The sequence below is a fragment of the Bradyrhizobium sp. USDA 4473 genome (assembly GCF_054063335.1).
The window spans coordinates 841,093-863,912 of sequence record NZ_JBSSGE010000001.1 but is presented as its reverse complement, the minus strand read 5'-3'; the positions used below and the strand labels follow the sequence as shown (position 1 = coordinate 863,912).

The following is a 22,820-nucleotide window of genomic DNA, read 5'->3' as shown; positions in this document are numbered from 1 at the left end:
CGCGCCTCATCGATCAGGCTTTCTTGGATCAAGCTCCTTGGATCAAGCTTTCTTGAGATGTGATGCGGTGCACAAATTGGCCGGCCGAATCGGCGCATCATGTGCGCGGGGTGGAATTCCAGATCAAGGAGTTCCAGTAATGAAGCACATTTCATTGCCGGTGACCGGTGTGATGCCCGTCACCCACGTTCAATTTGCACGAAGGCGGAAGGGGCTGTTCGCCGCCATCCTCGGCGCAATTCATTACTCACGGCGGATTCAGGCGTGCCGCGTTCTGAAGCAATATCAGCACTTGATCGACCGCGCCGATCGGCGCCTGACCAATCTGGAGGGCGGCGGCAATGTCCATCACTGATCGGTCGTCGTCCCGCAAATCGATCGTCCGGCTTCCGCAGATCAGCGAAATGACGCTGCTGATCGCCATCGCGGTCGGATTTCTTGTGCTGCACCTTCTCACCGCGACATTGCTGATGCCTGCAGCCACGGCAGATGCGGCCGTGCCGCAGGACGCAAGGGTGATTCACACCGACTAGCATCGCCCCGCTTCACTCATCATCCCTGCACTCAACGGAGGTCCGCTGGTGGCCGACGTCACGTCATTTATCGTGCTCAGCGCCGCGGTGTTCTGCGGCGCCTTCGTGTCCGGTCTCGCCGGCTTTGCCTTCTCCGCGATCGCCGGCGCTGTCCTGCTGCATGCGATGCCGCCGACCGAGGCGGTGCCGCTGATGATGGCGTGCAGCGTCGGCGTGCAGGGGGCCAATCTGTGGGCGCTTCGGCACAACATCCAGTGGAAGCAAAGCCTGTTGCTGACCTCGGGCGGACTGCTGGGCGTCCCGCTGGCGCTCTGGCTGTTGCACAACACCGATGGCCGGACCTTTCGCGAAGGTTTTGGGATCATGGTCGCGCTCTATGCCGGCTACATGCTGTTCAGGCCCGCGATCGGCTACGGCCGGTTGCCTGAAAGGCGCCACGCGCTGGTCGGATTTGGCGGCGGCCTGATCGGCGGGTTGACCGCGATGCCCGGCGCGCTGCCGACCATCTGGTGCGACATCCACGGCGTGCCGAAGCAGCAGCAGCGCGGACTCGTGCAACCCTTCATCGCCGCGATGCAGATTTCGGCGTTGGTGATGATGCTGCTGCATCGCGATCTCTCGATGAAGGTCGCCTATGACGTCGTGCTGGGTGCTCCGGCGCTGCTTGCCGGTTCGTGGCTCGGCATCTTTGCGTTCCGCAACATCGACGAGGCCAATTTCAGGCGGGTGATCCTCGGCCTGTTGCTGGTGTCAGGGCTGTTGCTTGTCGTTTAGTCATCGGGCGCGCATTCGCGCGACCCGTTGGTTTCGTCCGGCGCGCCTCACGCCGCGTCGATGCGGCGGAAGCCGTTCCACACCGCGGTGGCTGCGCCGGAGGTCAGGACCGGCAGCAGGCGCGCGTCCTGGTAATTGCCGTTCAGCGAAACCCGTTGCAGCGCGGTCATGTGCTCGGCGCTTTCGGGAAACAGCATGCCCGGCCGTGTCGTCACCGCGGTCTTGAAGCCGATCGACCGGGCGAGCGCGAATTCGCGCCGGCCTGCGGCGACCCGGTCGCCGTAGGGATAGGCGAGATGCGCGACCGGCCGCTGCAGCGCCTGCTCGATCCGCGCCCGGCAGGTGGCAAGCTCGAACGCGGCGATGGTCTCGCTCTGCCTGGCGAGATTGCAATGACTGATGGTGTGCGCGCCGATGGTGACCAGCGGATCGTCGGCGAAGCCGCGCAGCTCGTCCCAGGACATACAGAGCTCGCGCGCGATCGCGGCCTCGTCGACGCCATGGCGGACGCACAGCGCGGAGATCGCGGCCTGCATCTCCGTCTCGCCCGGCAGTGAACGCAGCCAGTCGTGCAGGCGGCCGAAGGCGGCGCGCTTGGCCTGCGGCGTCGCCGTGTCGATCTTCGTCGTGCCGTCGATCGGCACCTCGATCTCGGAGGCAGCCGCGATCACCCGCTCCAGCGCGATCCACCACAATTTGCCGCAGCCCTCGGCGAAGTCGCTTGCGACATAGACCGTGAACGGCGCGCCGAACTCGCGCATCACCGGCAGCGCGAAGTCGCGGTTGTCGCGATAGCCGTCGTCGCAGGTGAAGCAGGCGAAGCGCCGCGCGAAATTCCGCTCGGAGAGGCGGCGATGCGCTTCGTCCATGCTGACGATGTCGACGTCGAGCGCGCGCAGATGCGTCAGCATCGCGCGCAGGAAGTCGGGCGTGACCTCGAGATGATGGTTGGGCTGGAACGCGTCGGCGCGCCGCGGCCGGACGTGGTGCAGCATGAAGATGGCGCCGACGCCGGCGAAGATCGGCCGCAGCAGGATATGCGCACCCGAGAAATACAACGCCTCCATCCCGGCACGGATCACGGTATTGCGGAGTTGTTTCATGAGGGCGCGGGCCGGCCGATTTGCATTCCGCCGCAAACTTAGCGAAAGACCACTGAAGAAACTGTTATCCCGGTCCGACATGGCGCCCCCGCCATGGCACTTGATTTGGGCGCCTGATTTGGGGTTTGACAGTCAGCCAAGGGTTTGTTTTCTCTCTGGTTCCCGACCCGCAGGACGCTGAATGCACGGACTTTTCAAGTGGAGTAGCAAGTGGTGGCCGGGAGTGATTCCACTGGTCGTCCTGTGGGGGTTCGCGGCCTGGAGCTCGACGGCAACGGTCGAAGCGGATCTCGTTGCGCGCTCTAATGCCGCACTCAAGGACACCGTGCTTGACAAGCGCCGCATCAGCGTCGACGGCCGCGACGTGACCTTTGCCGCCAATGCCTTCTCCGAAGACGGCCGGCTCAGCGCGGTGGCCTCGGTCGAGGCGGTGCCCGGCGTGCGGCTGGTCAATGACGAGACCCGCCTCGTTCCCGAAGCCAAGCCCTTTGTCTGGTCCGCCGAACGCGACGTGGTGCGGGTCACGCTCGGCGGCAACGCGCCGCTGCCGGCGAGCAAGAGCAAGCTGACCGAGGCCGCCAAGGCCGGTCTTGGCGGGGTCGAGGTAGCCGATCAGATGACGCTCGCCCGCGGCGCGCCGCCGCGGTTCGACACCGCGGCGCTGCTGCTGCTCGATCAGATCGGCAAACTGAAGGAAGGCAAGATCACGCTGACCGACAACAAGGTCAATCTCGCCGGCATGGCGCGCGAGCTCGGCGGACGCGAAGCGGTTGCCGCCGCGCTGAAGAACCTGCCGGACGGCTATGCGATCGCCGCCAACGACATCAAGGCGCCGCCTTACGTGTTCCAGGCCTACAAGGACCCGGTCGCGGTGACGCTGACGCTGACCGGCTACGTGCCCGACAACAACGTGCACGCCGCGCTGGTCGCCGCCGCCGGCCGCAAGTTCTTCAGCGAGAAGGTGGTCGACAATCTCAAGGCCAGCATCGGCGCGCCCTCCGGGTTTGCGGCGGCGGTGGTGCCGGCGCTGGGTGCGCTGTCGCGGCTGTCGACCGGCACGCTCGTGGTGTCGGACCGCGAGGTGAAGCTGTCCGGCGATGCGCTCTATGATGCGGCGGCCGGCCAGATCCGCGACGGGCTCGGCAAGGATTTTCCGCAGGGCTGGCAGTACAAGGCCGAGGTCACGGTGAAGCCTGCGGCGGCGCCGGTCGATCCGACCGTGTGCCAGCAGCTGTTTTCCGAGATCCTCTCCAAGGGCAAGATCCGCTTCGAATCAGGGAAGGCCGACATCGTTCCGGATTCCGCCGGCCTGCTCGACCGCCTGACCGAGACCGCGATGCGCTGCCCCAATGCGACGATCGAGGTCGCCGGCCATACCGACAGCGACGGCGAGGAGGCGGCCAACCAGGCGTTGTCGGAGCGCCGTGCGCAGGCCGTGGTCGATTACCTGGTGCGCGCCGGTCTGCCCGCCAACCGCTTCACGCCGGTCGGCTATGGCAGCACGCAGCCGCTCGCCGGCAACGAGAGTGAAGACGGCAAGGCGCAGAACCGCCGCATCGAATTCGTGGTGAAGTAGCGATGACCGTGCTCGCGACATTCTTCTGGGGTTGGCTGCTCGGCGCCGCGCTGCTCGGCTTCTGCATGGGCTGGATCGCGGTGGTGCATCGGGCGCAGGGCGTCTCGAAGGTGTGGATGCGCTGGCTGGCGTTGCTCGCGGTTGCGCTGATCGCCGCGTCGTTCGCGCGGATCGTGCCCGGCCGCTTCGGCTACTGGCTCGACCTCTTCCTGATCATGTTCGCGCTCTATCTCGTCGGCTGCGCGATCGGCTCCTGGTTGCGCGACTGGGTGGTCTCGCGCAGCAAGCCGGCGAGCTGACATGGCGCTCCATCACGGCGCGTTGAGCCGTCGTCCCGTAGTTTACCGGATGGCCCAGCAGACCGTTCGCTGGGCTAACTGCCGCACGTTGCACGTCAAGCTTGTCGAAGGTGGCGAGAAACGCGCATATTTGTGCATCCGCTGTCATGAATCATCCCTAATATCTTGAAGATGCGCGTTTTATTGTCTTTTGACGAATTCCACTCCGGTCTAAAACGCGCTACACGGGGCGGGGCACAGCGAAGCGCCGGCGGGGTTCGCCCGGGAGCCGTCGTCGCGGGATCGCAATTCGAGGTCTAGATGCTGGAAGCAATCCGCAGGGCGATGGCGTTTCTGCGCCAGAAGCAAATCCTGCATCGGCTGGGTGTTGTCATCAGCATCGCCGTCATCGGCATCGCCTGCTACGTCCTCTATCACATGCTGCGCGGCATCGACACCAACGAGGTGCTCGAGGCCATCAAGAGCACCGAGCCGCGGCAGATCGCGCTGGCGGGGCTGTTCGTCGCGGCTGGCTACTTCACGCTGACCTTCTACGACCTGTTCGCGGTGCGCGCGATCGGTCACGCCCACGTGCCCTACCGCATCAATGCGCTCGCGGCGTTCACCTCCTATTCGATCGGCCACAATGTCGGCGCCAGCGTCTTCACCGGCGGCGCGGTGCGCTACCGGATTTATTCGGCCTGGGGACTGAACGCGATCGACGTCGCCAAGATCTGCTTTCTCGCCGGCCTCACCTTCTGGCTCGGCAATGCCGCGGTGCTCGGGCTCGGCATCGCCTATCACCCGGAGGCCGCCGCCAACATCGACCAGCTGCCGCCCTGGCTCAACCGCGCGCTGGCATTCGGCATCATCGTCGCGCTGGTCGCCTATGTGGTCTGGGTCTGGACCCAGCCGCGGGTGGTCGGCCGCGGCCCCTGGACGGTGACCCTGCCGGGCGGCCCGCTGACCCTGCTGCAGATCGCGATCGGCATCGTCGACCTCGGCTTCTGCGCGCTGGCGATGTACGTGCTGGTGCCGGACGAGCCCAATCTCGGCTTCGTCGTGGTCGCGGTCATCTTCGTGTCGGCGACCCTGCTCGGTTTCGCCAGCCACTCCCCCGGCGGGCTCGGGGTGTTCGACGCCGCCATGCTGGTCGGCCTGTGGCAGATGGACCGCGAGGACCTGCTCGGCGGCATGCTGCTGTTCCGCCTGCTGTACTATATTGCGCCGTTCGTCATATCTGTAATCTTGCTGACGTTTCGGGAGGTTATCGTCGGCGCCCGACTCAAACGGCTGTCGCAGGCTGATTCGGGTCCCCGCGCCGAGCCGCATCATGAGGCGGTTCTGGTCCGCAAGCGTGGTGACTCCGGCGTCTGATGAAGCGGCCCGATGCCTCCCGAGGGAAGGTCGCCATGACCGCGCCTGGGCGAGACGTGAACCGACGGGATGAAAGCCGCCGCAATGGCAATTGACGATACGCCGCAATCGATCTTCTCGCCCTGGCCCGACCGGCTGCGCCATTCCGCGCTGATCCTGCTTGCCGCGGCGCTGGCGCTCAGCGTGGTGGTCGCGCTCGGCGAATTGTCGCTGGTGCGCGCCTGCGCGGTGTTCGCCTGCATCGCGGCCGCGGCCCTGGTGCCATGGCGGCTGCATGATGCCGGGACCTCGCGCGAGGATGTCCGCGGCGTCAATCCGGTGGAGGCCGCTGCCGTCAGCGCCGTCGTCGCCGGCATGCCGGATCCGGCCGTGCTGCTCGATCGCGCCGGCCGCGTCATCCATCTCAACGCCGCCGCGGCCGAGCTCGCGCCGGCGCTGCGCAAGAACGAATTGGCGCAATTTGCCCTGCGTTCTCCGGAGATCATCACCGCGCTGCGCGAGGCGATCGCGACCACCGAGCCGCGCCGCGCCACCTACACCGACCACGTCCCGGTCGATCGCTGGATGGAATTGGTGATCACGCCGGTGCCGGTGCCGACCCAGTTCGGCGGCACCGAGAAGTGCATGCTGATGACCTTCCACGATCTGACGCCATTGCGCCGGGTCGAGGAGATGCGCGCCGACTTCGTCGCCAATGCCAGCCACGAGCTGCGCACTCCGCTCGCCGCGCTGTCCGGCTTCATCGACACCCTGCAGGGGCCGGCGCGCGAGGACGCGCGGGCCCGCGAGCGCTTCCTCGGCATCATGCACACCCAGGCCACCCGCATGGCCCGGCTGATCGACGACCTGTTGTCGCTGTCGCGGGTCGAGCTGTCGGCCCATGTGCGGCCCGAGGCTTCGATCGACATCGTGCCGATCGTCCGCCAGGTCGCCGACGGGCTCGAGGCGCTGGCCAGCGAGCGCCAGGTCGAGATCGACGTCGACCTGCCCCAGACCCCGGTCACGATCGCCGGCGACCGCGAGGAACTGCTGCGCCTGTTCGAGAACCTGATCGAGAATGCGCTCAAATACGGCGCCTCCGGGGGGCGCGTCATAGTGTCGCTCAATCAGGCCGCATCCAGCGCATCGGGCGAGGGGGCGCCCGAAATCCGTGTCATGGTACGGGATTTCGGCCCCGGCATTGCGCCCGAGCACCTGCCGCGGCTGACCGAGCGCTTCTACCGGGTGGACGTCGGCGACAGCCGGAACCAGGGCGGAACGGGCCTCGGATTATCTCTGGTGAAACATATTCTTAACCGTCATCGCGGGCGTCTTTTGATCGAGAGCGTGCCGAACAATGGCGCGACCTTTACCGCCTGTTTTCCCCGGCCGAAGACCCCGTTACCGACCCATAGCTGAGCGTTTTCAGCTGCTTAGCTCTGTCATCCAACTGTCATCCAACCTTCGTAAAAGCAGCACCGACCGCTCCTAGATGGACCGGCGTGGGCGCGATCGGGCGCATTCGGCGCTTCGCCCACAAGATGGAGACCACCCCATGAATTTCATCAAAGCAATCGTCGCTGCCGGCATGGTCGCCGCTTCGACGTCGGCCTTCGCTGCCGATATTACCGGCGCGGGCGCGACGTTTCCGTTCCCGATCTATTCGAAGTGGGCTGACGCCTACAAGAAGGACACCGGCAATGGCCTGAACTATCAGTCGATCGGTTCGGGCGCCGGCATCAAGCAGATCCAGGCCAAGACCGTGACCTTCGGCGCCACCGACGCGCCGCTCAAGGCCGAGCAGCTCGAGAAGGACGGCCTCGTGCAGTGGCCGATGGTGATGGGCGCGATTGTTCCGGTCGTGAACGTCGAAGGCATCAAGTCGGGCGATCTCGTGCTCTCGGGCGAAGTGCTCGGCGACATCTATCTCGGCAAGATCACCAAGTGGAATGACCCGGCGATCGCCAAGCTCAATCCGAAGCTGACCCTGCCGGCCGACGCGATCACCGTCGTGCGCCGTTCGGACGGTTCGGGCACCACCTTCAACTTCACCGACTACCTCTCCAAGTCGAACGCCGACTGGAAGTCCAAGGTCGGTTCCGGCACCGCGGTCGAGTGGCCGGTCGGCGTCGGCGCCAAGGGCAACGAAGGCGTTGCCGGCAACATCAGCCAGACCAAGAACGCGATCGGCTATGTCGAATACGCCTACGCCAAGCAGAACAAGCTGACCTACACCGCGCTGGTCAACAAGGCCGGCAAGACCGTGCAGCCGACCATCGCCGCCTTCCAGGCTGCCGCCTCGAATGCCGATTGGGCCAAGGCTCCCGGCTACTACGTCATCCTGACCGATCAGCCGGGCGAAGCCTCCTGGCCGATCACCGCGGCGACCTTCATCCTGATGCACAAGGACGCGACCGACAAGGCGGCCTCGCAGGAAGCGATCAAGTTCTTCAAATATGCCTTCGAGAAGGGTGGCAAGGCGGCCGAAGAGCTCGACTACATCCCGATGCCGGACTCGGTCGTCAAGCTGATCGAGAAGACCTGGTCCTCGGACATCAAGAGCTAAGTCCACCGCATCGGACAACGCCTGTGCCGCCTGTCGAGGGCGGCACAGGTTGAACGACCAAGCTGTTGAGCGATCAAGACCCGGGCTCCGATCACCGCGGCAACAAGCGCGGGAGGGGTCCGGGGTTCGCGCCTCCGGCAGGCGCGGCCGGAACGGTGCCGGGTCACAGGCGTCACTGGAGATCGCTTCGGGGCGTGGCGGTTTGCGTGGCTTTCACATAGTAAAGAGGGAATTGGCGTGGCAGACATGGCTGTTCAGGGCGATGTGATGGAAGCCGCGGGACCTTACGATCGCGCCAAGGCCCTCAGTGCCTTTAAGCTCGGTGATCTCACTTTCTATTGGATCACCCGCATCTCGGCGATCTCGGTCCTGTTGATCCTCGGCGGCATCATCCTGTCGCTGATCGTCGGCGCCTGGCCGGCAATGAAGGAATACGGCTTCGCCTTCCTCTGGACCCAGCGTTGGGCGCCCTCGGCCGATCCGCCGGTGCTCGGCGCGCTCGGCCCGATCTACGGTACGCTGATCACCTCGGTCATCGCCATGCTGATCGCGATCCCGGTCGGCATCGGCATCGCCGTGTTCCTCACCGAACTCTGCCCGCAGTGGCTGCGCCGCCCGATCGGCATCGCCATCGAGCTGCTCGCCGGCATCCCCTCCATCATCTACGGCATGTGGGGCTTCTTCGTGCTCGGCCCGTTCCTGGCCAACACGTTCCAGCCGTTCATGATCCGGATCTTCGAGGGCGTTCCGGTGCTGGGCGCGGTGTTCGCCGGCCCGCCGTCCTATCTCAGCCTGTTCAACGCGGCGCTGATCCTCGCCATCATGGTGCTGCCGTTCATCACCGCGATCTCGGTCGACGTGTTCAAGACCGTGCCGCCCGTGCTCAAGGAAGCCGCCTACGGCATGGGCTGCACCACCTGGGAAGTCGTCCGCAGCGTCGTGATCCCCTACACAAGGGTCGGCGTGATCGGCGGCATCATGCTGGCGCTCGGCCGCGCGCTCGGCGAAACCATGGCGGTGACCTTCATCATCGGCAACTCGTTCCGCATCTCGTCGTCGATCTTCGCGCCGGGCACCACGATCTCGGCGGCGATCGCTTCCGAATTCGCCGAGAGCGACGGCCTGCACCAGTCCGGCCTGATCCTGCTCGGCCTGTTGCTGTTCGTGCTGACCTTCTTCGTGCTCGCCGGCGCGCGGCTGATGCTGATGCGGCTCGAGAAGAAGGCGGGGAAGTGACGCCATGAACCCGATCTACAAATCCCGCCGCCGCAGCGACATCATCATCCGCACGCTCTGCGTCGGTGCGGCGCTGTTCGGCGTCACCTGGCTGGCGCTGATCCTGATCACGCTGCTCTACAACGGCCTTGCCGGCCTCAGCGTGCAGCTGTTCACCCAGAACACGCCGCCGCCGGGCTCGACCGACGGCGGTCTGCTCAACGCCATCGTCGGCTCGGTCATCATGACCGTAATCGGCGTCGGCATCGGCGCGCCGCTCGGCCTGTTCGCCGGCACCTACCTTGCCGAGTACGGCAAGCACGACAAGCTCACCTCGGTGATCCGCTTCATCAACGACATCCTGCTCAGCGCGCCGTCGATCATCATCGGCCTGTTCATCTATGGTGCGGTGGTGGTGCCGATGCGCGGCTTCTCGGCGATCGCAGGCAGTCTTGCGCTCGCCGTGATCGTGATCCCGGTCGTGCTGCGCACCACCGAGGACATGCTGCTGCTGGTGCCCAATCCGTTGCGCGAGGCGGCCTCCGCGCTCGGCCTGCCGCGTTCGCTGGTGATCAAGCGGATCGCTTATCGTGCTGCGCGTAGCGGCTTGATCACCGGCGTGCTGCTGGCGACCGCGCGTGTCGCCGGCGAGACCGCGCCGCTGCTATTCACCGCGCTGTCGAACCAGTTCTTCAGCTGGGATTTGACCAAGACGATGGCCAACCTGCCGGTGACCATCAACAACTTCGTGCAGAGCCCCTACGCCTACTGGAAGGAACTGGCGTGGAGCGGCGCACTGCTCATCACCTTCACCGTGCTCGCGTTGAATATCGGCGCGCGTATCCTTGGTGCCGAAAGGACCGCAAAATGACCGAGCTTTCCGTCTCCACGACTGTCGCGGGCCACGTTCCCCAGGTGCCGCTTCCGGACGCGCCGCCGAAAGTCACGGTGCGTAACCTCAATTTCTATTACGGCGAGCACCACGCGCTGAAGAACATCAACCTGACGCTCGGCACCAACCGCGTCACGGCGTTCATCGGACCGTCGGGCTGCGGCAAGTCGACCCTGCTGCGCATCTTCAACCGGATGTACGACCTTTATCCGGGCCAGCGCGCGGTCGGCCAGCTGATGCTGGACCAGACCAACATCCTCGATCCCAAGCTCGACCTCAATCTGCTCCGCGCGCGGGTCGGCATGGTGTTCCAGAAGCCGACGCCGTTCCCGATGACGATCTACGAGAACATCGCCTTCGGCATCCGCCTCTACGAGAAGATCTCGAAGTCCGAGATGGACGACCGGGTCGAGAAGGCGCTGCGCGGCGGCGCGCTGTGGAACGAGGTCAAGGACAAGCTGAACGCCTCCGGCCTGTCGCTGTCCGGCGGCCAGCAGCAGCGGCTGTGCATCGCGCGCACCGTGGCGGTGCGTCCCGAGGTGATCCTGTTCGACGAACCGTGCTCGGCGCTCGATCCGATCTCCACCGCCAAGGTCGAGGAGCTGATCCAGGAGCTCTCCGAGGATTACACGATCGCGATCGTCACCCACAACATGCAGCAGGCGGCGCGCGTCTCCGACAAGACCGCCTTCATGTATCTCGGCGAGCTGATCGAGTTCGACGACACCAACAAGATCTTCACCTCGCCGAGCGATCGACGCACCCAGGACTACATCACCGGCCGGTTCGGCTGACCGGGCTGAGGAGACAGATGATGGCTTCTGAACACACCGCCAAGGCATTCGACAGCGACCTGCAGGAGTTGACCCGCCTGGTCGCCGAGATGGGCGGCCTCGTCGAGCGGATGATCACCGAGTCGGTCGACGCGCTGATCCGGCGCGACGTCGCGCTCGGCAAGCGCGTGGTCGCCGCCGATATCGAGATCGACAATCTGCAGCGCGTCATCGAAGAGCGCGCGGTGCTGACGATCGCGCGGCGCCAGCCGATGGCGATCGATCTGCGCGAGATCGTCAGCGCGATGCGCGTCGCCACCGACCTCGAGCGGATCGGCGACCTCGCCAAGAACATGGGCAAGCGCGTCGCGGCGCTGGAGAGCGATTTCCAGCCGCTGAAGCTGATCCGCGGCCTGGAGCACATGACCGACCTCGTGCTGTCGCAGGTCAAGTCGGTGCTCGACGCCTATGCCGCGCACGATCTGCCGGCGGCGATGAACGTCTGGAAGGGCGACGAGGAGGTCGATGCGATCTGCACCTCGCTGTTCCGCGAGCTGCTCACCTACATGATGGAAGATCCGCGCAACATCTCGTTCTGCATCCATCTGATGTTCTGCGCCAAGAACATCGAGCGGATCGGCGATCACGCCACCAACATCGCCGAGACTGTGTTCTACATGATCGAAGGCCAGCAGATCACCGACAAGCGCCCGAAGGGCGACATGACCAATTTTGCCACCACTGTGCCGGGTAACTAGGACATCATCCGCACGCGCGGAACCGGATTGTCTTCGACAAGTCGTTTCCGCGGGGATTATGCTCAAGAAGCTAAGTGTTTCGGTTTGCGTCTGGGCAACAGATCACCACAGAGAAAGAACTTAGACCGATGAGCGCACGCATTCTGGTAGTCGAAGACGAGGAAGCGCTAACGACGCTGTTGCGCTACAACCTCGATGCGGAAGGCTACGATGTCGAAACGGTGGGGCGCGGCGACGATGCCGATACCCGCCTCAAGGAGCGCGTTCCCGACCTCGTGGTCCTCGACTGGATGCTGCCGGGCCTGTCCGGCATCGAGCTGTGCCGCCGCCTGCGGGCGCGGCCCGAGACCAAGCAGCTTCCGATCATCATGCTGACCGCGCGCGGCGAGGAGAGCGAGCGGGTGCGCGGTCTGGCCACCGGCGCCGACGATTACATCGTCAAGCCGTTCTCGGTGCCGGAGCTCCTGGCGCGGGTGAAGGGCCTGCTGCGCCGCGCGAGCCCGGAGCGGCTCGCCACCGTCCTGACCTATGGCGACATCGAGCTCGACCGCGAGAAGCGCCGCGTCGCGCGCTCGGGCCGTCCGATCGATCTCGGGCCGACCGAGTATCGGCTGCTCGAATTCTTCCTTGAGCATCCCGGCCGCGTGTTCAGCCGCGAGCAGCTGCTCGACAGCGTCTGGGGCCGCGACATCTACATCGATGAGCGCACCGTCGACGTCCATATCGGCCGCCTGCGCAAGCTGCTCAATCCGGGCCGCGAGCAGGATCCGATCCGCACCGTGCGCGGCGCCGGCTACGCGCTCGACGACCGCTTCGCGAAAGCCGAGCCGCAGCCGTAAGTCGCCTTTCCGGCGAGAGCCGTCATCGTCATTGCGAGCGGAGCGAAGCAATCCATCGCGCCACGAGCGGCGGCTCGTTATCGCGTGAGGTGAGCACACTGTCCGGCTCCCTCCCTCCTTGCGGGGGAGGGTGGGGAGGGGCGCGTGTGCTCACCTTACGTCGCGCAGTGCGCTTGACCTGGGCTATGTGCCCTTGATGTTCATTCGCTCACAAAAAATCCCCGCTTGTGCGGGGATTTGTTTTTCAGGTCTTCCGTAGTTTTCCCGAGGGCTACTTGATCTGCGGCTTCGCCGACGGCCGGCGGCGATCGGCGGCGGGCTGGTAGGCGACGCGGGAATGATGCGCGCAATAGGGCAGGCCGGCGAGCGCCTTGCCGCCGCAGAAGAAGAATTCCGGGCTCGAGGGATCGCCGACCGGCCAGTGACAGGTGGCCTCGTTGAGTTCGAGCAGCGACAGCCGCTGGCTCATCGGCACCACGTTGTCGAACGAGATCGGATCGGGCTCCATCTCGACCTCGAAGGCGTGCGCGAGCGCGGTGTTGCCGCGCGAGACCGGGCGCGCCACTCGCATCATGTGCTGGGCGGGGCGCGCCTTGCGCTGCCGCGGCGCCGCCGTGGAGGGTGCCTTGGCGCGGCCGGAGAGGCCGAGCCGGTGCACTTTGCCGATCACGGCGTTTCGCGTCACATTGCCAAGTTCCGCTGCGATCTGGCTGGCCGAAAGGCCAGACTCCCAGAGCTTCTTCAGCTGCTCGACGCGATCGTCGGACCAGGTCAATACCGTCATCGCATTCTTCCTTTCGCATGGCGCCGGCCAGTCATTGGAGCGGCGCTGCGAGCCAAATCTGGACAAATATCCCTGCGGCCAGAATCCCTTAGCCCTCGCCGGGCGCGGTGTTGCGCCCGAACGTTTACGCGAGACACAAAGGCTACTTAGAGGGTCCAGTACTGCCGCACGAGATGTCGTACCCGACAGGCCAAACGCTACAATATGGCGTGACTCTGGCGCAAGAGTCCGCGGCCGTGCGTCCACATGTTCCGACAAAGTTAAGCATTGCTGTGAGGCTTTTCCACCGCACCGGAATGCTCCGGATTGCGCTCGTTCGGCAGCGCAGGAAGCCCGGCAAAGGACCGGCTCCTGGCGATTGACACGGACCCGCCGCAGCATAGAATGTTGCCCACGTGCCGCCCGCAAAGGCGGCCGTTTTGTTTTCCGAAGCTGGCCGTTGCTGCGCTGGCGTCAAGGCGCGCGGCAATTGTCGGCTTCAAACCGGCAGTGAACGCCATGACCAACGCCTCGTCGCATCTGCTTCCCGTCTTCGCCAGGGTCGATCTCGGCTTCGAGCGCGGTGAGGGCGCCTGGCTGATCGCAACCAACGGCGACCGCTATCTCGATTTCACCTCGGGCGTCGCCGTCAACGCGCTCGGGCATGCGCATCCGCATCTGGTGAAGGCGCTGCAGGAACAGGCGACCAGGCTCTGGCACATGTCGAACCTGTTCAAGAGCCCGGACGGCGAGGTGCTCGCCGCGCGGCTGTGCGAGCAGAGCTTCGCCGACTTCGTGTTCTTCTGCAATTCCGGCGCGGAGGCGATGGAGGGCGTGATCAAGCTGGTCCGCCACTATCACTTCTCCAAGGGCCATGGCGAGCGCTACCGCATCATCACCTTCGAAGGCGCCTTCCATGGCCGCACGCTGGGCACGCTGGCCGCGACCGGCGCGGCGAAATATCTCGAAGGCTTTGGCCCGCCGATGGACGGCTTCGACCAGGTGCCGCATGGCGACATCGAGGCGGTGAAGAAGGCGATCGGCCCGCACACCGCCGGCATCCTGATCGAACCGGTGCAGGGCGAGGGCGGGGTGCGCTCGGCGCCGCAGGCGTTCTTCAAGGCGCTGCGTGCGCTGTGCGACGAACATGGCCTGCTGCTGGCGTTCGACGAGGTGCAGACCGGCATGGGCCGTACCGGCGATTTGTTTGCCTACAAGCGCACCGGCGTCACGCCGGACGTGATGTCGCTCGCGAAGGCGCTCGGCGGCGGCTTCCCGATCGGCGCGGTGCTGGCGACCGCGAAAGCGGCCGAAGGCATGGCGCCGGGCTCGCACGGCTCGACCTTTGGCGGCAATCCGCTGGCGGTCGCCGCCGCCAATGCCGTGCTCGACGTCATGCTGAAGCCCGGCTTCTTCGAGCATGTGCAGAAGATGTCGCTGCTGCTCAAGCAGAAGCTCGCCTCCGTGGTCGACCGCTATCCCGGCGTGCTGTCGGAAGTGCGCGGCGAGGGCCTCTTGATCGGCGTCAAGGCCGTGGTGCCGTCGGGCGACCTGATCGCCGCGCTGCGCAGCGAGAAGCTGCTCACGGTCGGTGCCGGCGACAACGTGGTCCGGTTCCTGGCGCCCCTGATCGTGACGGAAGCCGAGATCGACCAGTCGATCGTCTCGCTCGAGCGTGCCTGCGCGACATTGTCGGCAGCGCAGCCGAGGAAGGCCGGATGATGAGCAAGCCGGTCCGTCACTTCCTCGACATCAACGAGCTGCCGCTCGCCGAGCTGCGCAACATGCTGTCCGCCGGCGCCGCCATGAAGGCGAAGCTGAAGGCGCATGAGAAGGGCAAGAAGCCGCTCGAGGGCAAGACGCTGGCGATGATCTTCGAGCGCCCGTCGACCCGCACCAGGGTGTCGTTCGACGTCGGGATGCGCCAGCTCGGCGGCGAATCCATCATGCTGACCGGCGCCGAGATGCAGCTTGGCCGCGGCGAGACCATCGCCGACACCGCGCGCGTGCTGTCGCGCTATGTCGATGCGATCATGATCCGCATCCTCAACCATGACGCGCTGCTCGAGCTCGCCGCCCACGCCACTGTTCCCGTCATCAACGGCCTGACCCGGCGTTCGCATCCCTGCCAGGTGATGGCGGATCTCATGACCTATGAGGAGAACCGCGGCTCGATCGAGGGCAAGACGGTGGCCTGGACCGGCGACGACAACAACGTGCTGGCGTCCTGGGCGCATGCCGCCGAGCGGTTCAAGTTCCAGCTCAATGTCGCGACCCCACCGGAGCTGTCGCCGAAGAAGCCGATGCGCGACTGGATCAAGGCGACCAATGCCCCGATCATGCTCGGCACCGATCCGGAAGCCGCCGTCCGCGGCGCCGACTGCGTCGTCACCGACACCTGGGTGTCGATGGGCGACAAGGAGGGCGAGCACCGCCACAACGTGCTGCGGCCCTATCAGGTCAATGCCAAGCTGATGTCGCTCGCCAAGCCGGACGCCCTGTTCATGCACTGCCTGCCCGCGCATCGCGGCGAGGAGGTCACCGACGAGGTGATCGACGGGCCGCAATCCGTGGTGTTCGACGAGGCGGAAAACCGCCTGCATGCGCAGAAGGGCATCCTGGCCTGGTGCTTTAACGAAGTCGCGTAAGGCGCAGGTCAGTGAGTGTTGTCGTCCCGGGCAAGCGAAGCGCGACCCGGGACCCATAACCACCGATGGAAATTTTGCGAAAGCTGGGGCCACAGCTTGATGCAGCAACTCACATCGGTGGTTATGGGTCCCTGCTCCCGTGCGCAATTGCGCACTAGGCAGGGACGACGTCGATCCTCGGTGTGCTGAACCCCTTTCGTTTCACGGTCCGAGACCCCAGATAGAGCGCCATGGTTTCACAATCCCCCGACATCAAAATCACGCCCGAGGCGCCGGTCCGCGCGCCGTCTGCGGTTCCTGTCGACGATGCCGTGCTGGCCTTCGAGGTCGGCGCGCTGGATTTGCGCGGCCGGCTGACCCGGCTCGGCCCGGCCCTCGACGAGATCCTGCACAAGCACGATTATCCGCCTGCCGTCGGCAAGCTGCTCGGCGAGGCGATCGTGCTGACCACGCTGCTCGGCTCGTCGGTCAAGTTCGAAGGTCGCTTCATCCTGCAGACCCGGACCGAAGGTCCGGTGTCGCTCCTGATCGTCGATTTCCAGGCGCCCGACCGGCTGCGTGCCTATGCGCGCTACGACGCGGCGCAGCTCAAGCCGGGGCAGACCTCGGGCGAGCTGCTCGGCAAGGGCCACCTTGCGATGACGATCGATCAGGGCTCCAACACCAGCCGCTACCAGGGGCTGGTCGCGCTCGACGGCGGCGGCCTCGAAGAGGCGGCGCACGAATATTTCCTGCGCTCGGAGCAGATCCCGACCCGGGTGCGGCTTGCGGTCGGCGAGGAGATGCGCGGCGGCGAGGGCGGCAAGCTGCACTGGCGCGCCGGCGGCATCCTGCTGCAATTCCTGCCCAAGGCGCCCGAGCGCGCCAAGCAGGCCGATCTGCACCCCGGCGACGCGCCGGAGGGCACGGTCACGCATTCGGTGCCGGATGACGACGCCTGGGTCGAGGGCCAGTCGCTGATCTCGACGGTCGAGGACGTCGAGCTGATCGATCCGGATCTCTCCGGCGAGCGGCTGCTGTACCGCCTGTTCCACGAACGCGGCGTCCGCGTCTTCAACCCGCAACCGCTGCGCGCGCAGTGCTCCTGCTCGCGCGATGCGGTGTCCTCGATGCTGAAGAGCTTTGCGCCGAACGATCGTGCCGAGATGGTCAAGGACGGCAAGGTCGTCGTGACCTGCGAGTTCTGCTCGTCGGTGTACGAGTTCACGCCGGAAGAGGCTGGCGTGGAGTAGGCGCGCTTCAGTTCAGCACCCGCTTGCCGTCCGGGCTCGGGCTGTCCAGCGAGAACGTCGGCACGTCGATCTCGAAGCGCTCGCCGGCCTCGGTCACCATCTGGTAGCTGCCGGTCATGAAGCCGGACGCGGTCGGCAGCGGCACGCCGCTCGTGTATTCGAAGCGCTCGCCGGGCGCGAGCACCGGCTGCTCGCCGACCACGCCTTCGCCGCGCACCTCCTGGCGGCGGCCGGTGGCGTCGGTGATGATCCAGTGCCGGGTCCGCAGCTGCACCGTTTCCGTCCCCGAATTGACGATCACGATCCTGTACGACCAGAAATATTCGCGCCGGTCGATCGACGAGCGCTCCGGCATGAAGTTGGGCTCGACGGTGACTTCGATTTGACGGGTAATGGCGCGATACATACGGCTCAATCCGATGGTCTCAGTGCAAAACCCGCGTTCGATCGGATCATGCGCAAACAGGGGCCTATCATAGCCAATTGGTCAGCCGGAACCAATCGCCTGCCGGACTTGAAAAGCCGGGCTTGAAAGGCCGGAATTGGGGGCGTCCGTTCATCGCGGTTTCAACATAGTTCCGCTTTAAGGCGCGGCCGCATGTCGCCGCGCGTTGGGTCGGCAAGGCTTTCTCAGGAAGTCGCGGACCGATATTATCTTTTCAGCTGGGCAGGCGGGGCGTCCGCGCCCGACACGGTGTTTGATGAGCTCGATTGCCGATCCCATAGCCGGTACGCCGGCGGCTGACGCCAAAGCCGAGGTCAAGGCGAAAGTGGCCGCGCCCGCGATCACGCTGCCGGCGGCCGGCGAGCGCGAGCTCAGGCTCGACCTGTTCCGCGGGCTCGCGTTGTGGCTGATCTTCATCGATCACCTGCCGACCAATCTTCTGACCTGGCTGACGATCCGCAATTACGGGTTCTCCGACGCCACCGAGATCTTCATCTTCATCTCCGGCTACACCGCGGCCTTCGTCTATGGCCGGGCGATGCTCGAGGGCGGCTTCGTGATCGCGACCGCGCGCATCCTGCGCCGGGTCTGGCAGATCTATGTCGCGCATGTCTTCCTGTTCACGATCTTCCTCGCCGAGATCTCCTATGTGGCGACCTCGTTCGAGAACCCGCTCTACTCGGAAGAGATGGGGATCATGGACTTCCTCAAGCAGCCCGACGTCACCATCGTGCAGGCGCTGCTGCTGCGCTTCCGCCCGGTCAACATGGACGTGCTGCCGCTCTATATCGTCTTGATGCTGTTCCTGCCGCTGATCCTGTGGCTGATGAAGTGGAAGCCCGACGTCACGCTCGGCCTGTCGGTCCTGCTCTACGCGCTGACCTGGCAGTTCGACCTGTATCTCTCGGCCTATCCGAACGGCTTCTGGGCGTTCAATCCGTTCGCCTGGCAATTGCTGTTCGTGTTCGGCGCCTGGTGCGCGCTCGGCGGCGCGCGGCGGATGTCGCGCATCCTGTCGTCGAACATCACGATGTGGATCTGCATCGTCTATCTGGTCGCGGCGTTCTTCGTGACGCTGACCTGGTACGTGCCGCAGCTCGGCCACATCATGCCGAAGCTCATCGAGCAATGGATGTATCCGATCAACAAGACCGACCTGGACGTGTTGCGGTTCGCGCACTTCCTGGCGCTCGCGGCCCTCACCGTGCGCTTCCTGCCCCGGGATTGGCCGGGCTTGAAATCGCGCTGGCTGCGACCTTTGATCCTGTGTGGCCAGCATTCGCTTGAGATATTCTGCCTCGGGGTATTCCTTGCCTTCGCCGGTCACTTCGTGCTTGCCGAAGTCTCCGGCGGTGCCGCACTGCACGCCTTGATCAGCGTCTGCGGCATCCTCATCATGTGCGGCATGGCGTGGATTATCTCGTGGTACAAGCACTCCGCCGACAAAGGCGCCTCGAAAAAAGGTGCCGTCGGCAACGCCGATCTGGCGGGAGGGGGAGCATGAAGTCCGCGCGGACGATGCTGGGCCTGCTGCTGCTGGCCGCCTGTTTGGCGGCAGCGCCCGCGCGTGCCGGCGACAACCCCGAGCCGGCACCACCGGCACCGCCCTGCGACGTGCCGGCCTATCTGCTGACAAGTGAGAGCTCGCTGCCGAAGGTCGCCGATGCGGTGAAGGCCAACCGGCCGCTCAACGTGCTGGTGGTCGGCAGCCGCTCCTCGACCATCCCCGGCAACGAGCCCAGCGCCTATCCGGCCACGCTGCAGACGGCGTTGAAAGAGGCATTTCCGACCGCGACCATCGATCTATCCGTAGAATTACAGGGAAAGAGCACCGCCGAGGAGACCGCAGGAACCCTTGTTAAGCTTGTTGAAGCAAAAAAGCCTACTTTGGTTATCTGGCAGACCGGCACGGTCGATGCTATGCGAGCAGTCGATCCTGACGATTTCCGCACCGCCATCAACGACGGCGTTGTTGCGTTGCGGGGCGCCGGGACCGACGTGGTGCTGGTCAACCTGCAATACAGCCCGCGTACGGAGACCATGATCTCTGCACCGCCATATCTCGACAACATGAAGGTGGTGGCGCAGCAGCACGACGTTCCGCTGTTCGACCGGTTCGCGATCATGAAGCAGTGGAGCGACGCCGGATATTTTGACCTGTTCAGCACCTCGCATGGTGTCGACCTGGCCAAGAAGGTTCACGCCTGTCTCGGCCGCGCCCTTGCGAAATTCGTGATCGATGCGGCCCATCTGGGCCCGGTGCAGCAGAATTAGAGGAAGCAGAGTTGTGATGCGTTTTGCCTTCCCTTTTCGCGCTTCGCAGGCGCGGAGCCTGTGCGTCGCGGCCGTGCTGGCGCTGCTCGCGCCGCTTGCGGTCGAGCCGTCGCGCGCGCAGACCGGCCAGGCCGACCAGCACGCGGCGCTGTCGCCCGGTGCCAAGGCCGCAAGATCTGATCTGACAAAGCCTGACTCCGCGAAGCCCGCCGTGATCGCCGCCGATACGACCGACCCGCAACCGGGCGTCGCCGCCAAGGCGCTCGACAAGGTCAAGCAGGTCGCGAAGTCGGCCAGCGACATCTTCCATCGCGTGCCCTGTCATCAGCCGACCGGCGTGCCGAACACCACCGGTTCGCTGCCGCATGTCGCGGCCAAGCTCGCGGCGGGCAAGCCGGTCGTGATCATCGCGTTCGGCTCGTCCTCGACCCAGGGCTACGGCTCGTCGTCGCCGGAATTCACCTACCCGAACCGCCTCGCCGCGCAACTGCGCCGGCAGTATCCCTCCGCCGACATCACCGTGCTCAATCGCGGCAAGGGCGGCGAGGACGCACCCGAGATGATGAAGCGGTTGCAGACCGAAGTGATCGACATGCATCCCGACATGGTGATCTGGCAGGTCGGCACCAATGCGGTGCTGCGCAACCTCGATCCCACCGAGACCGCCAAGGAGATCGAGGACGGCGTCGCGCGCATCCAGGCGGACGGTGCCGATCTCGTGCTGGTCGATCCGCAATATTCGCCGCGCGTCACCGAGCGTCCCGAAAGCGCGCGCGGCATGGTCAAGCTGCTCGGGCGCATCGCCGCGCTGCGCCATGTCGGCATCTTCCCGCGCTTCGAGGTGATGCGCGACTGGCACGAGAAACAGGCGATCCCGATCGACGATTTCGTCATCGCCGACGGCCTGCACATGAACGACTGGGGCTATGCCTGCTTCGCCCAGCTGCTCGGCGACGACATCATCCGCTCGGTCGGCGCGATCAAGATCGGCGTCAACGTCCCGGCCGACGTGCGCACCTACCGGCCGATGTGATCAGTTGGTCTTCTCTCAATCCGTCACCCTGAGGAGGCCGCGTAGCGGCCGTCTCGAAGGGGACGGCCCGGCTGGTGGCCGTGCATCCTTCGAGGCTCGCAAGAGCTCGCACCTCATCAGGATGACGGGCTTGATACGTTCGCAACGCCACACTCACCAGCAAGCTTGACCTCGCCGCGGTAATCCGCTCCCTTGGCGCCTGTTACCAAGCCTCAAGGGAAACGCTCATGTCTTTCGTGCTGGCCATCGATCAGGGCACCACATCGTCGCGCGCCATGGTGTTTCGCAGCGACATTTCCATCGCCGCGGTCGCGCAACAGGAGTTTCCGCAGCATTTCCCCGCCTCCGGCTGGGTCGAGCACGAGCCGGAGGACATCTGGACCTCGACGGTGATGGTCTGCCGCGAGGCGCTGGAGAAGGCCGGGCTGAAGGCGAAAGACATCGCTGCGATCGGCATCACCAACCAGCGCGAGACCACCGTGGTGTGGGACCGCGCCACCGGACAAGCCGTGCACCGCGCCATCGTCTGGCAGGACCGCCGCACCGCCGACATCTGCGCCAGATTGAAGAGCGAAGGCCATGAGCCGGCGATCTCGGCGAAAACCGGACTGATCATCGACCCCTATTTCTCCGGGACGAAAGTCGCCTGGATCCTCGATCACGTGCCGGGCGCGCGCGAGCGCGCCGAGCGCGGCGAGCTCCTGTTCGGCACCGTCGACTGCTATCTGTTGTGGCGGCTCACCGGCGGCCGGGTGCACGCGACAGATGCCACCAACGCCTCACGCACGCTGCTGTTCAACATCCACACCGGCGCGTGGGACGACGATCTCATCAATCTGCTCCGCGTGCCGCGCTCGATGCTGCCCGAAGTGAAGGATTCCTCGGCCCGGTTCGGCGAGAGCACCGCCGACCTGTTCGGCGGCCCGATCGCGATCTCGGGCATTGCCGGCGACCAGCAGGCCGCGACCATCGGCCAGGCCTGCTTCGAGCCCGGCATGATGAAGTCGACCTACGGCACCGGCTGCTTCGCGTTGCTCAACACCGGCACCACGCCGGTGGCCTCGAAGAACAAGCTGCTCACCACCATCGCCTATCAGCTCAATGGCCAGCGTACCTACGCGCTGGAAGGCTCGATCTTCGTCGCCGGCAGCGCGGTGCAGTGGCTGCGCGACGGCCTCGGCATCATCAAGCACGCCGCCGAGACCGGCCCGCTTGCCGACAAATCCGACTCGATGCAGAGCGTCTATCTGGTGCCGGCCTTCGTCGGCATGGGCGCGCCGTACTGGAATCCGCGTGTGCGCGGCGCGCTGTTCGGGCTGACCCGCAACACCGGACCGGCCGAACTCGCGCATGCGACCTTGGAGAGCGTCTGCTACCAGACCTTCGACCTGTGGGCCGCGATGCGCACCGACTGGCCGGAGGCGAACGCCGCCAACACGGTGCTGCGCGTCGACGGCGGCATGACCGCGTCGGACTGGACCATGCAGCGGCTCGCCGACCTGCTCAACGCGCCGGTCGATCGCCCGATGATCCAGGAGACCACGGCACTCGGCGCCGCCTATCTCGCCGGCCTCGATGCCGGCGTCTATCCGGAGCCCGCGAAATTCGCCGACAATTGGCGGCTCGAGCACCGCTTCCGGCCGGCGATGAGCGAGGCGACCCGCGACCGCAAGCTCGCCGGCTGGGCCCGCGCGGTGAAAGGCGTGCTGGCGAGCGACGAGGGGGAGTAGCGCGCGGGCAGGAAAATTCCGGCTCAAGTCTC

At 65.5% G+C, this 22,820-nt stretch carries 24 protein-coding genes; 20 read left to right on the top strand and 4 right to left on the bottom strand.

Translation table 11 applies throughout. From position 1 onward, the window contains the following. The first annotated feature begins 139 nt into the window (after nt 1-139). From ACVW17_RS04060 to ACVW17_RS04050, 3 genes are read left to right on the top strand one after another with little or no spacing between them, the layout of a single operon-like run. The gene (locus tag ACVW17_RS04060) at nt 140-355 is read left to right on the top strand and encodes a hypothetical protein (protein ID WP_456750750.1); all 216 of its coding nucleotides are present in this window, start codon (nt 140-142) and stop codon (nt 353-355) included. Nucleotides 356-404: 49 nt separating this feature from the next. Continuing rightward, complete coding sequence (locus ACVW17_RS04055; protein ID WP_456750749.1) at nt 405-533, top strand: hypothetical protein; 129 nt, start codon at nt 405-407, stop codon at nt 531-533. Nucleotides 534-581: 48 nt separating this feature from the next. Continuing rightward, entirely contained in the window at nt 582-1,307 is a 726-nt protein-coding gene (locus ACVW17_RS04050) for a sulfite exporter TauE/SafE family protein (protein WP_456750748.1), read from the top strand. 47 nt (nt 1,308-1,354) lie between these two features. On the opposite strand, the gene ACVW17_RS04045 is transcribed toward ACVW17_RS04050, so the two are convergent. Beyond that, on the bottom strand, nt 1,355-2,410 hold the full coding sequence (locus tag ACVW17_RS04045; protein ID WP_456796791.1) for a polysaccharide deacetylase family protein: 1,056 nt from the start codon (nt 2,408-2,410) through the stop codon (nt 1,355-1,357). 181 nt (nt 2,411-2,591) lie between these two features. Here ACVW17_RS04045 and ACVW17_RS04040 point away from each other — a divergent pair, with 181 nt between their 5' ends. From ACVW17_RS04040 to phoB, 10 genes are all read left to right on the top strand, one after another. Further along, on the top strand, nt 2,592-3,986 hold the full coding sequence (locus ACVW17_RS04040) for an OmpA family protein (protein ID WP_456750746.1): 1,395 nt from the start codon (nt 2,592-2,594) through the stop codon (nt 3,984-3,986). A 2-nt stretch (nt 3,987-3,988) separates the two neighbouring features. Further along, the gene (locus ACVW17_RS04035; protein WP_212021509.1) at nt 3,989-4,285 is read left to right on the top strand and encodes a hypothetical protein; all 297 of its coding nucleotides are present in this window, start codon (nt 3,989-3,991) and stop codon (nt 4,283-4,285) included. 300 nt (nt 4,286-4,585) lie between these two features. Continuing rightward, nucleotides 4,586-5,641: a UPF0104 family protein gene (locus ACVW17_RS04030; protein WP_456750745.1), complete on the top strand. Its 1,056-nt coding sequence runs from the start codon at nt 4,586-4,588 to the stop codon at nt 5,639-5,641. 84 nt (nt 5,642-5,725) lie between these two features. Continuing rightward, nucleotides 5,726-7,039 (top strand): sensor histidine kinase, encoded by a 1,314-nt coding sequence (locus tag ACVW17_RS04025; RefSeq protein ID WP_456750744.1) that lies wholly within the window; start codon nt 5,726-5,728, stop codon nt 7,037-7,039. Between the two features lie 136 nt (nt 7,040-7,175). After that, nucleotides 7,176-8,186 carry a phosphate ABC transporter substrate-binding protein PstS gene (pstS, locus tag ACVW17_RS04020; RefSeq protein WP_456750743.1) on the top strand — a complete coding sequence of 337 codons (1,011 nt, stop codon included), beginning with the start codon at nt 7,176-7,178 and terminating at the stop codon, nt 8,184-8,186. Nucleotides 8,187-8,432: 246 nt separating this feature from the next. Further along, nucleotides 8,433-9,422, top strand: a complete 990-nt coding sequence (gene pstC, locus ACVW17_RS04015) for a phosphate ABC transporter permease subunit PstC (protein ID WP_456750742.1) — start codon at nt 8,433-8,435, stop codon at nt 9,420-9,422. A gap of 4 nt (nt 9,423-9,426) precedes the next feature. Beyond that, complete coding sequence (pstA, locus tag ACVW17_RS04010) at nt 9,427-10,272, top strand: phosphate ABC transporter permease PstA (protein WP_456750741.1); 846 nt, start codon at nt 9,427-9,429, stop codon at nt 10,270-10,272. Beyond that, on the top strand, nt 10,269-11,087 hold the full coding sequence (gene pstB / locus ACVW17_RS04005; protein WP_456750740.1) for a phosphate ABC transporter ATP-binding protein PstB: 819 nt from the start codon (nt 10,269-10,271) through the stop codon (nt 11,085-11,087). Before pstA ends, pstB begins: the two co-directional genes overlap by 4 nt. 20 nt (nt 11,088-11,107) lie before the next feature. Further along, on the top strand, nt 11,108-11,824 hold the full coding sequence (phoU, locus tag ACVW17_RS04000; protein ID WP_024578984.1) for a phosphate signaling complex protein PhoU: 717 nt from the start codon (nt 11,108-11,110) through the stop codon (nt 11,822-11,824). A 128-nt stretch (nt 11,825-11,952) separates the two neighbouring features. Then, nucleotides 11,953-12,663 (top strand): phosphate regulon transcriptional regulator PhoB, encoded by a 711-nt coding sequence (gene phoB, locus ACVW17_RS03995; protein WP_016844067.1) that lies wholly within the window; start codon nt 11,953-11,955, stop codon nt 12,661-12,663. A gap of 271 nt (nt 12,664-12,934) precedes the next feature. Here phoB and ACVW17_RS03990 read toward each other — a convergent pair whose 3' ends face one another. Both ACVW17_RS03990 and ACVW17_RS03985 read right to left on the bottom strand, forming a co-directional pair. After that, entirely contained in the window at nt 12,935-13,447 is a 513-nt protein-coding gene (locus ACVW17_RS03990) for a GcrA family cell cycle regulator (protein WP_021076557.1), read from the bottom strand. Between the two features lie 260 nt (nt 13,448-13,707). After that, on the bottom strand, nt 13,708-13,947 hold the full coding sequence (locus ACVW17_RS03985; RefSeq protein ID WP_456750739.1) for a hypothetical protein: 240 nt from the start codon (nt 13,945-13,947) through the stop codon (nt 13,708-13,710). Between ACVW17_RS03985 and ACVW17_RS03980 the strand changes: the two genes are divergently transcribed. The 3 genes from ACVW17_RS03980 (at nt 13,946) to ACVW17_RS03970 (ending at nt 17,306) form a co-directional block, all read left to right on the top strand. Beyond that, on the top strand, nt 13,946-15,148 hold the full coding sequence (locus ACVW17_RS03980) for an acetylornithine transaminase (protein ID WP_456750738.1): 1,203 nt from the start codon (nt 13,946-13,948) through the stop codon (nt 15,146-15,148). The genes ACVW17_RS03985 and ACVW17_RS03980 overlap by 2 nt on opposite strands. Further along, nucleotides 15,148-16,074 (top strand): ornithine carbamoyltransferase, encoded by a 927-nt coding sequence (argF, locus tag ACVW17_RS03975; RefSeq protein WP_456756333.1) that lies wholly within the window; start codon nt 15,148-15,150, stop codon nt 16,072-16,074. Before ACVW17_RS03980 ends, argF begins: the two co-directional genes overlap by 1 nt. A 230-nt stretch (nt 16,075-16,304) precedes the next feature. After that, nucleotides 16,305-17,306, top strand: a complete 1,002-nt coding sequence (locus tag ACVW17_RS03970) for an Hsp33 family molecular chaperone (RefSeq protein WP_456750737.1) — start codon at nt 16,305-16,307, stop codon at nt 17,304-17,306. A gap of 7 nt (nt 17,307-17,313) precedes the next feature. Here ACVW17_RS03970 and apaG read toward each other — a convergent pair whose 3' ends face one another. Next, nucleotides 17,314-17,712 carry a Co2+/Mg2+ efflux protein ApaG gene (gene apaG / locus ACVW17_RS03965; protein WP_456750736.1) on the bottom strand — a complete coding sequence of 133 codons (399 nt, stop codon included), beginning with the start codon at nt 17,710-17,712 and terminating at the stop codon, nt 17,314-17,316. A 295-nt stretch (nt 17,713-18,007) separates the two neighbouring features. Between apaG and ACVW17_RS03960 the strand changes: the two genes are divergently transcribed. The 4 genes from ACVW17_RS03960 to glpK all read left to right on the top strand — a co-directional run bounded on the left by ACVW17_RS03960 (nt 18,008) and on the right by glpK (nt 22,788). Next, complete coding sequence (locus tag ACVW17_RS03960) at nt 18,008-19,255, top strand: OpgC domain-containing protein (protein WP_456750735.1); 1,248 nt, start codon at nt 18,008-18,010, stop codon at nt 19,253-19,255. Continuing rightward, a complete protein-coding gene (locus ACVW17_RS03955) occupies nt 19,252-20,025 on the top strand; it encodes an SGNH/GDSL hydrolase family protein (RefSeq protein ID WP_456796790.1) in 774 nt (257 codons plus the stop codon). The genes ACVW17_RS03960 and ACVW17_RS03955 overlap by 4 nt, the downstream gene beginning before the upstream one ends. A gap of 16 nt (nt 20,026-20,041) precedes the next feature. Next, a complete protein-coding gene (locus tag ACVW17_RS03950) occupies nt 20,042-21,058 on the top strand; it encodes an SGNH/GDSL hydrolase family protein (protein WP_456750733.1) in 1,017 nt (338 codons plus the stop codon). A 227-nt stretch (nt 21,059-21,285) separates the two neighbouring features. After that, nucleotides 21,286-22,788, top strand: a complete 1,503-nt coding sequence (glpK, locus tag ACVW17_RS03945; protein ID WP_456750732.1) for a glycerol kinase GlpK — start codon at nt 21,286-21,288, stop codon at nt 22,786-22,788. Nucleotides 22,789-22,820 lie beyond the last annotated feature (32 nt).